9 protein-coding genes, 1 pseudogene and 1 other annotated feature are annotated in these 12,055 nt (G+C 60.1%); of the genes and pseudogenes, 2 read left to right on the forward strand and 8 right to left on the reverse strand.

Translation table 11 applies throughout. The features are described 5' to 3' along the window. Positions 1-109: 109 nt before the first annotated feature. From tenA to ABIB06_RS21780, 3 genes are all read right to left on the reverse strand, one after another. Entirely contained in the window at positions 110-784 is a 675-nt protein-coding gene (gene tenA / locus ABIB06_RS21770) for a thiaminase II (protein WP_354052482.1), read from the reverse strand. Between the two features lie 127 nt (positions 785-911). Then, positions 912-1,682 (reverse strand): hypothetical protein, encoded by a 771-nt coding sequence (locus tag ABIB06_RS21775; RefSeq protein WP_354052480.1) that lies wholly within the window; start codon positions 1,680-1,682, stop codon positions 912-914. A gap of 49 nt (positions 1,683-1,731) precedes the next feature. After that, the gene (locus ABIB06_RS21780; RefSeq protein ID WP_354052478.1) at positions 1,732-2,682 is read right to left on the reverse strand and encodes an Abi-alpha family protein; all 951 of its coding nucleotides are present in this window, start codon (positions 2,680-2,682) and stop codon (positions 1,732-1,734) included. Positions 2,683-3,033: 351 nt separating this feature from the next. Between ABIB06_RS21780 and ABIB06_RS21785 the strand changes: the two genes are divergently transcribed. Beyond that, a complete protein-coding gene (locus ABIB06_RS21785; protein WP_354052476.1) occupies positions 3,034-4,272 on the forward strand; it encodes a tyrosine-type recombinase/integrase in 1,239 nt (412 codons plus the stop codon). 502 nt (positions 4,273-4,774) lie between these two features. Here the strand turns inward: ABIB06_RS21785 and ABIB06_RS21790 are convergent. From ABIB06_RS21790 to ABIB06_RS21810, 5 genes are read right to left on the reverse strand one after another with little or no spacing between them, the layout of a single operon-like run. Further along, the gene (locus ABIB06_RS21790; RefSeq protein WP_354052475.1) at positions 4,775-6,106 is read right to left on the reverse strand and encodes an LLM class flavin-dependent oxidoreductase; all 1,332 of its coding nucleotides are present in this window, start codon (positions 6,104-6,106) and stop codon (positions 4,775-4,777) included. A 3-nt stretch (positions 6,107-6,109) separates the two neighbouring features. Then, positions 6,110-6,535 (reverse strand): OsmC family protein, encoded by a 426-nt coding sequence (locus tag ABIB06_RS21795; RefSeq protein WP_354052473.1) that lies wholly within the window; start codon positions 6,533-6,535, stop codon positions 6,110-6,112. A gap of 35 nt (positions 6,536-6,570) precedes the next feature. After that, complete coding sequence (locus tag ABIB06_RS21800; protein ID WP_354052471.1) at positions 6,571-7,653, reverse strand: ABC transporter substrate-binding protein; 1,083 nt, start codon at positions 7,651-7,653, stop codon at positions 6,571-6,573. A gap of 20 nt (positions 7,654-7,673) precedes the next feature. Further along, positions 7,674-8,402, reverse strand: a complete 729-nt coding sequence (locus ABIB06_RS21805; protein WP_354052469.1) for an ABC transporter ATP-binding protein — start codon at positions 8,400-8,402, stop codon at positions 7,674-7,676. Continuing rightward, positions 8,399-9,232: an ABC transporter permease gene (locus tag ABIB06_RS21810; RefSeq protein ID WP_354052468.1), complete on the reverse strand. Its 834-nt coding sequence runs from the start codon at positions 9,230-9,232 to the stop codon at positions 8,399-8,401. The genes ABIB06_RS21805 and ABIB06_RS21810 overlap by 4 nt, the downstream gene beginning before the upstream one ends. A 1,266-nt stretch (positions 9,233-10,498) precedes the next feature. Between ABIB06_RS21810 and ABIB06_RS21815 the strand changes: the two are divergent. Continuing rightward, positions 10,499-11,594, forward strand: a pseudogene (locus tag ABIB06_RS21815) (IS630 family transposase). 323 nt (positions 11,595-11,917) lie between these two features. Further along, positions 11,918-12,034, reverse strand: a sequence feature (AL1L pseudoknot). Positions 12,035-12,055: the final 21 nt, after the last annotated feature.

Raw genomic sequence — 12,055 nt, forward strand, 5'->3', positions numbered from 1 at the left:
TCGGCTAGGCTTCAGGAATCGTAACAGAAGCTCGGCCCGACAAATCGAGCAGCACTGTCATCGTCATTGTATAACCTTCAGGTGATGAGCCTGATGACTGCCGAAAGGGCTATTGAACACGCTGGCCCGCGCGCCAGGCCATCTCCCAGAAGTCTGCCTCGAGTCGGGTGGCTTCCTTGAAGATCGCAATCAGCTCTGCCTCGCGGGCCGGCGTGGCGTAGAGATCGGCGAGATGCTCCATATGCGCCCGCGCTTTGGTAGCGACCTCCTGGTACGGCACGCCGGCGTACTCGGCGATCCAAACGCGGTAGGCGTTCGTCGCAGCGTCCGCATCGGGGCGCGAGGCGAGCCGCGTTGCGATCTCCGCGTACCCGATCACGCAGGGGGCAAGCGCCACCTTGAGAGCCAGCAGGTCGCCGCGCATTCCCGCGTCGAGCACGTAGCGTGTATAGGCCAGCATCTCGGCCGCCGGAGGGGCCTGTTCAAGGTCGGTCGGGGACAGACCCCAATCGGCACAGAGCTTCACATGCAGGTTCATCTCGACATCAAGGATGGCCGAAAGGCCGGCCGCTGCTTCACGCATGTCGGCAAGTCTGGGCGACTTGTAGACCGCGAGCGCGTAGGCGCGCGCAAACTCGATGAGGAACAGGTAGTCCTGAACGAGGTAGTGACGAAACGCCGCTTCGGGGAGCGAGCCGTCCGCCAATCCGTTCGTGAAGGGATGCTCGGTGTAGGCCCGCCACTCAACCGATGCTGCTGTCTTGAGACGCTCGAAGAAACTCACGATCTTTTTCGCCTGGCTTGCGTGCAAATTTGGTGCTGGCTGTAACGGAAGTGCGGCCCGAAGGATCGATGGCGGAGTTTTGTGCACTTGTAACCGTAATTCCGTGCTCCATCGAAATAGGAACTGGTCAAACCAGCGTCTTCAAGAATCGGTAAATGTGTCCGACCTTGATGATGTGAAATCGATCCTTCCCGCCGGTTACGACCAGACCCGCAAAGTAAGCCCGAAACTCCCCGGCCACGACTTGAACGACAAATGCCGACCCGCCGCTCATGCCATCTGGATCAAAGTCCAACGGCTCATCTGTACGTAGGCAGAGGAGTGCGGGATCATAGGAAGACGGGTCAAGCTGACACACTACAATTCGTTTCACTTTGCCAATGTGGTTCTTTTCTTCAAGTTCGTATCGTTGGTCTCTAGATGGAAAGCCCGCGACAACCGCAAACATGATATCTGTAGCGGGCGCGTCTGGAGGAACCTCCCGCAGTGTAAAAAACCTCTCTTTCAAGTACTGATGGGCTTCGCAAGGCTCGGTGAAGTCGAAGGCCGCCAGGTCGAGATAGTACGGATTTCTCTCGTCGTTGAAGTGACGCACGCCGGAGGAGGTAATAAGCATTTTCCCATCTCTCCCCAACAGCGATACGTTCTCCGGCTGGCACCCTCGCAGTTGATGATTGGTGCAAAGCAAGAAATAGCGCTCGGCAAATTTGATGGGGACGGCCGATCCTACAAGTGAGACCTTGTATGTCTCATGGTCATTCCAGACGGAAAGGTTATCCACGTACCTCGCGAGAGCCGCAGTCAGAATTGATGCTGGGATCAATACTCCATTGAACACCACGCTTGTCCCGATCATTCGGTCAAGAACGGCACGCGTTGGTTGATGGCTCTCGATCACGCGAAGCCCTTGATGATTGGGCGAGATTCGACCGTAACATGCATAATCGCTACACTGTAGCAGCACCGTTGGCGGGAGCCCTCATATCTCTCTCGATCTCGCAAGCCCGCATCAATCCTCTACCAAGAGGCGTCAAAACGAAATCTGTTTCCGGGAACGTCCCGGGATATACGCGGCTAACGGCGCTCCTGGGGAAATCGGTCACACCCGCCGCCACTAGCTGGCGCTGAATCAAGTCCTTTATGACCTTCTCCAACTTTGCAGGATCAACAGCTGCCCATTTTGGACCAAATGTATTTCTTCCATCGGTGGGAAGAATCCCGCAGAGGCTATTCAGGTCTGGTGGCTCCGCCTTGAACGTCACGCAACGTAGACGAACGAGGTTCTGTATCGCTATCCCGCGCTCGTCTTCCGAGAACCGCCGCCATTTCTCATCCGCGAGGGCCTCAACAGATTTGGTATACGCGTTGTGCTCTGCCGTAGTCTTCGCACGTGGGCGCAAAGTGAGTTTCCATAGTAGTTCTAAGAACAGCACCTCTCTGCTGGATAGGGCCTTTAGAATTTCAACGTAAACTTTCTCGGGTTTGGTCGCTGTCTCCGGGTCAACAGCGTTCGCCATGAGGCGCGCCCACATATCTTGAACTACGTCATCCTCTTCCAGCGAAGCCGCCTCCAACATCAACAAGCCCTCCCCGAATCCGAGGGCTTTGATTTGCTCAGGCTTTAGTCCTCGTTCCTCGACAATAGCCTGTGCCTTCTCTAGGATTCGGACACCGTTCTGGAACCGCCAAAAACGCATCTGCTCGCCGAAGAGATGCCCAAGCTCCCGCGCGGCGGGACTGAAAACACCATTGAGAAAGGTGCCTGCCCGCCCCACCAAGTCTAGAGCGCGCTGGTAGGTCTTCTGCGTCTCCTGCTCAGCCTTGGCGACTTCGGTAACGGCCTCCGCGCCCGACTTCACCACTGACGCAACGGTGCCATTGAGATCACTATTGTCCATCGGAGCCTCGCATGGGCGCGCTTGAGCACACCGATTCGCCCTCGACTAGAATACCTCGCGTAGCGGGAACGTCGTTACCTATGCACTTCAGGTGTTAGCTGAGTACGTCGAGGTGGAAAGCGGCAGAACGTGGAGTTATCCGCACCACTGGTACAGTTGGGTGGGCTCGAACCACCGACCTCCTGTTCCACAGACAGAAAACTGTAGCCTCCGCATTTGCGCCCCTCCACGCGGAATTTTTAGTTATCTAGTAATTTCAGTTGCAGAGCTCGCTAAAGCTGCGCTGTCGTTCGCCCCGTTTTGTGCTACCGTGGTAGCTATGTGGTAGCTAGAAACACGAACAATGCGCGCATGGCATCGGCAAGTATTACGATCAGGGCTGTACAGGGCCTTGCCCAGGGCGAAGCCATCTGGGATGCAGGGCACAAGGAGGCGGTGCGAGGCTTTGGCGTGCGGCGTCAGCGCGATCGAGCAACCTACGTCCTCAAGTACCGGTTGTTCGGCCGCCAACGGTTCTTCACGATCGGCCCGCACGGGTCACCCTGGACGCCAGAGAAGGCGCGCCGGGAAGCCAAGCGATTGCTGGGAATGGTCGCGGAGGGGAAAGACCCGGCTGACACCAAAGCGGAAGCGAGCCTCCAAGCAGCGGACACACTCCGCAAGATCACTGGCGAATACCTCGGCATTGCCAAGAAGAAGCAACGGCCCCGGACGTATTCCGAGATCGAACGCTACTTGTTGATCGCGTGGAAGCCCTTGCACTCAGTATCGGTATTCAAGATCACTCGCCGTCATGTTGCAGCGCGAGTCGCGGAGATTGCAGCGCAACGAGGGGCGGTCTCCGCCGCCCGTGCTCGGACGGCCCTGTCCACACTGTTCAATTGGGCTATTCGAGAGGGGCTCGATATTCCTGGAAATCCGGTGCTCGGCACCAACCGTCCCGAACAGCCGAAATCCCGAAACCGAGTGCTATCCGACGCAGAGCTAGCGGCGATTTGGCAGGCCTGCAGAGATGACGACTATGGGCGTATAGTGCGCTTGCTGCTCCTCACGGCTCAGCGGCGCGATGAAGTCGGTGGAATGCAATGGCCGGAGCTAGATACCTCGGCCGAGCGCTGGGTCCTGCCTAGCGCTAGGTCCAAAAATCATCGTGAGCACGAGCTGCCGCTCGTCCCAGCCGCCTTGGCCCTGTTACCGCCCCGGCAGGATGATCGCGACTGCGTCTTTGGCGATGGTCCTCGCCGAAAGGGCGATAAACATCGTGGGTTCTCTGGCTGGTCCAAATCGAAGGCCGCGCTTGATACGCGCATTCTTGCCGCGCGGAAGATGGTTGACGAACATGCTAAGCCCCTACCCAATTGGACCCTGCATGATCTTCGTCGGACGGCTGCAACCGTAATGGCGGATCGGTTGGGCGTCCTTCCGCATGTCGTAGAAGCGATCTTGAACCACGTAAGCGGCCACCGGGCGGGCGTAGCGGGAATTTATAATCGGGCTCGTTATCGAGCCGAAATGCGATATGCACTGGAAAGCTGGGCTGAACATCTAGCTCGGACGTTGCGGCCTCTCACCATCGCAACACCGCCATAAAGAGGACATTCTGTTGCAGGTAGCGTTTTCCAAGCAGTACTCGCACCACGCCAGATTGGGCTTCCTCGCGAAATAGAACAAGCACGGCGTCAAAGACAGCTCATGATCGCACTGCTGACGAAGCGCCCGCCCGATCGATCCGCATGTAGCAACATTCTGCTGAGGATCAAAGGGATACAGGCGATTCGCGTGGCAGATGAGACGGAGGACCTTCACCGTTCACGCCAATGCGCTTGGGATGCTGTACCAAAATCGGTGATCTCGAAGTTTCAAGTAAGGGCATTATGGCTACTCTTTCCGAAATGAGAATGGGGCAGCTTAGCGATCGATTGAGCAACGCAGCTGCCCTTCAGATTCGCTTAGGCATGGCCCGCGCTAACATGCATGCAAGCGCCTTGATAAAGCGGCTAATTAAGTTGAGTACGACTTGGCGGTCACGCGCCTGGGCTTGACCCACCGAAAATGTGCATTCGTCGCACGGTGATGGTGGCCAAAAGCGACCTCAGCTCGCCGGGCGCGGCAATCCCAACAAGTCACGCAGGGTCGAACCGTCGTACTCGCTTCGGAACAGGCTGCGGCGCTGCAGCTCCGGCACGAGGCCGTGGACCAACTCCTCCAAACCACCTGGAAGATATGGGACCTGCAACATGAAGCCGTCGCATGCGTCCGCCTCGAACCACTCCTGCATGCGATCGGCCACCGAACCAGGCGTGCCGGCAAATCCGCTGGTGGTTCTCCCCGCACCGTAACGCTGCCCCAGCTCGGCGATGCTTAAGCCCGAGCGACGCGTCAATTCGGAGACCTCGCGGTAGTGCCCTTCGACGCCGGGAACGTCGAGGTTCTCAGGCAGGACCTGATCCTGTGGGAAGCGCGAGAGGTCGACGCCAAGATGATAGGACAATGTCGAGAGACCGGACTCGGGATGAGATAATTCGTGGAGCTCGTCATGCAGCGCCTTCGCCTGCTTGTCCGTGTCGGCAATGACAGGGACGATGCCGGGTAGCACCTTGATCGTGTCCGGGTCACGGCCGAAACGGACCGCGCGGGCGCGCAGGTCTTTGCGGAACTCGACGGCGACGTCGATCAGGCCCGGGGTCACGAAGATGATCTCGGCCCATCGCGCGGCGAAGTCACGGCCGCGATGGGAAGCCCCGGCCTGGATGAAGACCGGGCGCCCCTGCGGCGACCGGCTGACATTGAGCGGGCCTTGCACGTTGAACCATTTGCCGGAATGGTCGATCCGGTGCACCCGGGCAGGATCGGCGAACAGCGGCGTCTGGCGATCACGGACCAGCGCACCATCCTCCCACGAATTCCACAGCTTGGTCACGACCTCGAGAAATTCGTCGGCGCGCTCGTAGCGCCCCTCGCGCGAGAGCTGCTCGGTCAGGCCGAAATTGCGGGCCTCCGCCTCCTGAAACGAGGTGACGATGTTCCAGGCGGCGCGACCGCCGCTGAGATGATCGAGCGTTGCGAGCGCCCGCGCCAGCACATAGGGCTGGGCGTAGGTTGTCGAAATGGTCGCGCCAAGACCGAGATGCTTGGTCGCGCCCGCGATGATCGAGAGCACCACCAGCGGATCGAGCCGTAGCGCGCCCAGCGCGCCGTAGCGGAGCTGGCTGTCCAGGCTGCCGCCCAGTGTGTCCGGGATTGCAAGGATGTCCGCGATGAAAAGAAGATCGAACCGCCCCTGCTCCAGCAGCCGGCCGATATTCTGGTAGTAGGCGGCGGATAGCAAGTCGCCGTCCGCCTCGGGATGCCGCCATCCGGCGTGGCTGCCGGAGACGGGACCCGCGGAGACAAACGCAGCAAGGTGCAGTTTCTTGTCAGGCATGGGTCAGCTCACAGTCCATGAGATCTCGACGGGCCCGCCACGTTTAAGTGTGTTGTAGATCGGGCAGTTGGCCGTGAAACCGGCAACCAGCGTCTCGGCTTCGCCTGCCGTTACACCGGACAGGCGCACGGCGATGCGAATCCATTCGTACTGCGTCGGATCAGTGGCGTGGCGCTGGAACGAGACTTCCGATCCTGCTTCGCGCAGCACGATCCCTCGTTCTTTCGCCGTCTTCTGGATCAGCCCGAGCGAGCAGGAGCCGACCGACGACAGCAGCAATTCACCGGCGTTGATCGCCTCGCCGGGGCCGCCGACGGCGACACGCTGGTCGGAGATGAAGTGGGTCGTTCCTGCGCTGAGCAAATAGCGGCCGAACTGGCCGATGGTGGCAGAGGTGATCGACACCGTCTCGCCGACTTGAGCGTTCATCATGCTTCTCTGTGTTGTTGGTTGGCCGTCGCTGCTTATGCGCCGAGCTCCAGCGCGACGGCCTTCTTCGCGGCATCGAACTGCGTGCCAAGCAGAAACGATCGAACGTCGACCTTGTTCGGCAGGACACCGAGCGCGCGGAAATTGTCGGCGAGATCCTGGGTCGACGCGGCCGCTGCTTCATCGATCGGTTTCAGCGCGACCGCGGTCGACTCGGACAGCCTGGCATCGCGGACGAGCTTTTCGTAGACGGCCTGTTCAGTCCCATTTGGCGGAAAGCCGCCTTGCGACGCCCAGAGCGCAACGGATTCAGCGGGATGCGCGAAGATATAGGCCTGAGTTTCCCGAATGATTTTCACGAATTTGGCGAAGAGCTGTGGATACTTCATAGCGACGTCGCTGCGTGCGACGTAGAAGGCATAGTCATAGGTCTTCACGTCGGGCAGCAGACGCGCCTTGCCGCCGAGCTTTGTCAACGCGAGCGCCGTGGCCGGCTGCCAGTGAATCCAGCCGTCGATGCTGCCCTGCGCGAATGCCGTGAACGCATCTGCCCCGCTCAGGCTGACGGCCGAGACGTCAGACAATCGGAGGCCGGCGGTCTCCAGATATTTGATCAGGCTGTAGGTACCCGTTGTTCCATTCTGATGGGCGATCTTCTTGCCCTTCAGATCGGCCGCGGTCTTGATCGCGGAATTGGCCTGCACAAGAAAATCGACTTCGTCGACGGGCAGCGGATAGGCCGCGAGCGGCACGATCGGAACGCGCGCCGGAACGGCGTTTACGACCGCGGTTGCGGTTGCGAACGTGAAATCGACCGAGCCGGCCTTGATCGCCTCCATCACCGGAAGGGATGCCGTGAAGCCGGGTTGCCAGACGATCTTGGTTCCGAGCTCCTGCCAGAGATTACGGCCACCCACGCCTGCCCGCAGCGACGCCCAGACGCCGGTGCGGCTGTCTCCGATGACTGCGACGGTCAGTTGTGACGGTGCCAGGTCGGCCGCCTTCGCGCACGGTATTCCACCCAAACCTGCAGAGGCCGCGGCAAGTCCCGCGCCGACCGACAACACCGTTCGCCGCGAGATGCCAGCGCGATCGCTTGTCGAGTCACTCAAACTCATATCATCATCCTTTCGTCTGTTCACGCAACGGCAGCCAGGTCGCGCTCGGCCGTCAGCAGACCGTCGAGCAGCTCTTCCTTGAGGGTCGCCAGCGCCGGATCGCCGCGATGCCGGGGACGCGGCTGATCGAAGATCAGGTCGCGCGCGATGCCGCCGTCCTTGACCAAGAGCACGCGATCGGAGAGCAGCAACGCTTCCTCGACGTCGTGCGTCACCAGCACGACGGTGCGCGGACGCGCGGCGAGCAATTGCTCCAGCAGCAACTGCATCGCGGCCCGGGTGATGGCGTCGAGCGCACCGAACGGCTCGTCGAGCAGCAGCAGGTCCGGCTCGTGGATCAACGCCCTCGCTAGCGCAACACGCTGGCGCTGGCCGCCCGACAGCCCGATCGGAAATTCGCTTTCGCGCCCCCGCAACCCGACCGCGTCAAGGATGCGCCCGGCGTCCTGCTTCCTGCCCTTGATGCCCAGCAGCACATTGCCGAGCACGGTCCGCCACGGCAGCAGACGATCCTCCTGGAACATCAGGCGCACGTCCGCCTTGCGGCCCGTCGCGCGGAGCTCGATGCGGCCGCGCCAGGGCGCGTCCAGCCCTGCGACGAGGCGCAGCAGCGTCGACTTGCCGGCTCCGCTCGGCCCGATGATCGAGACGAACTGGCCGGCGGCGATGTCAAGATCGACGCCGTTCAGGACCGTGCGGCCGACGAATGACTTACCGACCGAACGCAGGCTGACGCTGGCTCCGTTCATGCCTTCACCCGATCCGCATAGTTCGGGTGCCAGCGCAACAGCCGCCGTTCGATCAAGCGCGTGACGAGATCCGACAGCCAACCTGCGATGGCGTAAAGGACGATGGCCAGCACGATGATGTCGATGCGCAACAGCTCACGGGCGTTCTGCACGAGATATCCAACGCCGTCCCGCGACGCGATCGTTTCACCCACGACCAGAGTGAGCCAGGCCACGCCGAGCGCATAGCGCATGCCGACCAGGATCGGCTGCAGCGCCGCCGGCAGAATGATCGACCAGACCAGTTCGGCGCGGCCAAGGCCGTAGGATTTTCCGAGTTCGACCAGCTTGGGATCGACATTGCGGATGCCCCCGACCGTGTTGATGTAGACCGGGAACAGCGACCCCATCGCAACGAGAATGAGCCGCGGTTCCTCGCCGATTCCAAACCAGAGGATCATCAGCGGCACCAAGGCCAGGTGCGGAATGGTGCGGATCATCTGCAGCGAGCGATCGAAAAGATCGTGCAGCGGCTCGAACAGCCCGACGGCCAGACCGAACAGCAGCCCACCGAAGGCGCCGATGCTAAAGCCGATCGCGACCCGACGAAGGCTGACAAGGATGTCGTGCTGCAATTCGCCGCGCTCCGCAAGCTGCCGTGCAGCGTCCCAGATGTCGGATGGAGCCGGCACGATCGCCGTGGACACGATCCCCGTCGCCGACAAGAATTGCCAGACCAGGAGCAGGCCGAACGGCAGAAGCCAAGGTAGAAAGAAAGAGCGCCACGTCAGGCCGTGCGTGCGCGATCCCGACATCTCCGACGGACGCGCAACGTCGGCCACCACCGTCATCACGGATTGGCCGGCATGGGGGAGTGATCCCGTACGACCCGCCGCAGGCGACGCTGTCACACCGGCAGGTCTGGAAAGTAACGACGCATCCGTCATGAATTCGAACTTGCTCCGTCTCACCTGAGACGTCGCCACCTTCGCAAACTCCGGCGCGCAATTCGATGGTAGCAAAATTCATTTTTCGCGCGCCGGCATCAATGCCGTTCTACGGCGCTCGACCTTCTGCAGAATGTCCTTTCAATTTAACGATGCCCTGCGCGACATAATGCGGCTGAGAGGATTTCTCGAAGCTGAGCTCAGACTAACGCGCGACCGAGGCGGCAATTGTTGGCGTGTTCAGTCTTATACCAACCTCAATTGAGCGTTTGCACCAGAAACAAACCGACTGTCGCGCTCACTGGCCCTATCCGGAGGCATTTGTTGTCCGTCTCACGCGAAATTTGGAATGGCCACGTCTCTTCATTTCGCTTCCCCTGTGCATCTTCTTAGATCCGCAAATCGTGACCCGATCGACCCACCCATCATCAGGAGCTATCCATCACCGCGCGCTTCTCTTCGCTCTCGCATTCCCGACGACCAGTTCCTCCGAAAAACGGCTCCATCCCACATTCGTCGCGAAAGTATGTCGGAAGTACCGGCCATAGGCGCGCCGCCCTTTCTCTTCGCTCTCCCTCAGGAAAGCTTGCGACAACGCTATCCTGCATCTTCTTGGTTCGCACATGTTGCAACGACGGGAAATAGGCGAGGTCGCGGTCATCGTAGTCGTGACGCCAGTTTTCGACTTTACGTGGCTTAAGCGCGCCAATCAGCCGGAGGAAGCTGGCCTCAACGGCGCATGCAAGCTTTCCTCCACCTATATCTCGACACGTTCGATCTCGGGATTCATCTGACCTTCGGCCATTCCATCAAGCCTAGCGGCACCGGCTATTTGCCTGCGAAGGCGCCAAACCCCGGTATCGCATCAAGCCAGCCGATTGAGCTTCCGAAACACGGGCGATGCAGCGCACGTGCTGTCAATGAAGCACTCGACGAACCTCTCGTTGTCATCCGCAGGTATGGAAGCCGGTAGAAGTCGCGCATCACGGCAACGTTACCGCATCTGTCTGGAATGGCCCCGAGGCCCTTTCAGACGATACAAAATGCGTTATCCTTGCCGAAACCGAATGCTTGGAATGCCGATCGAATTTCAGCTCGGCTTTCTGGTCATCTGGAACTCAAGTTCGGTCCATGATAAATTAGCGCTTGAAACCTTAGGGGAAAGCGCTTGTGGCGAATCCAGGTATGAGAGGCCGACCGATCGAGCCGTGGGTGCGAGTGCGCAGGAGCGGGCGTACTTGGAGAGGCAAGTCCGTCGTCACCGTGTAGCGCGGTCGCTATCTGAGTGATGCCGCGCGCATCCTGCGGTGCCCGGAAGGATTGCCAAGCAAGTCTGTGGCTGCCGAACTCGGCCTCCACGAACACACCGTTGGCAAGTGGCGTCGCCGACTTTTGAGAAGCGCTGTGATGGCCTGCTTGACGAGGCACGCCCTGGCCGCCCTCGAACCATCAACGACGATCAGGTTGCCGCGGTGACCGAGCGGACGTTGCGGACGACGCCAGCCGGTGCGACGCACTGGTCGATCCGCTCGATGCTGCGGAAACCGGCTTTTCCCACACCACCATCCGCCCAATGTGGGCGGCGTTCGGTTTGCAGCCGCACACTAGCCAGACATTCAAGCCATCGAGCGATCCGCTGTTCGTCGACAAGGTACGGGACATCGTCGGGGTTACCTGTCCCCGCCGAACCGAGCCCTTGTCCTCAGCATCGATGAGAAAAGCCACATTCAGGCACTCGATCGCGAGCAGCCGGTCTTGCCGATGATGCCCGGGCACACCGAGCGTCGTACGCACAGCTATGTGCGGCATAGTACGACCACGCTCTTGCCGCGCTCGATGTCGCCTCGGGGTTCGTCATCGGCAAATGCTACATGCGCCAGCGGGCAGTCGAGTTCTTGAAGTTTTTAAAAGGATCGATGCTCAGTCCTGAAGGCCTCGATGTCCATATCGTCATGGACAACTACGCCACCCACAAGACACCCAGGATCAAAGCGTGGCTCGCCCGTCGGCCGTATCATGTCCACTTCACGCCGACTTCCGCGTGGATCAATCAGGTCGAACGCTGGTTCGCTGGGCTCACCCGAAAGTAGATCCAGCGAAGTGTTCACATTTCCGTCAGGCAGCTCGAGGCCGACATGCGTACCTTCATCGACCTGCATAACAAAATCCCAAGCCCTTCAAATGGACCAAGCCTGCTGACCAGATTCTGGCTTCCGTCAAACGCTTCTGCCACAAAGCCCAGCAAACCTTATGTGGCGAACTTTAGATTGACGTGACTAGTGTCAAATCGCATTCAGAAAAAACCGCATCACCGAGTTGCTGCTAACCGAGGAGCTGCTACCCCGCAACTTTCGGCGGTAGCAGGAGGGATGGGACGCGGATACTTAAGACGCATTGGCCTTCCGCGAAATGACCTCGCCAAGCTTGCGATTCTCTGTCTTGTCGATCCAGTTCGATACGAGGCGGAAGTTCTGGTCGAAAAGTCGAAAACGCGCCGAACCTCGATCTTCAGCGCGGTATCCTGCCGGGCACGCGGCCGACATCCTGCCCAGATCGCGCGGCTTGGCGACATTGGCGCGGTACGTCGAGGGGGGCGATCGGCAGGATCTTGCAGATCGGCTCGACCCCATGCGCCCCACGATGATCGTCGATGAAGGTGATTATTCTATGGACCGGCGGTCGACCTCGTTGGCCTGCCCAACCGCGCGGTTCTCCCGTCCAGCGCCT

It is taken from the genome of Bradyrhizobium sp. LB8.2 (assembly GCF_040548035.1).
In the GTDB taxonomy this organism is placed as follows: Bacteria; Pseudomonadota; Alphaproteobacteria; order Rhizobiales; family Xanthobacteraceae; genus Bradyrhizobium.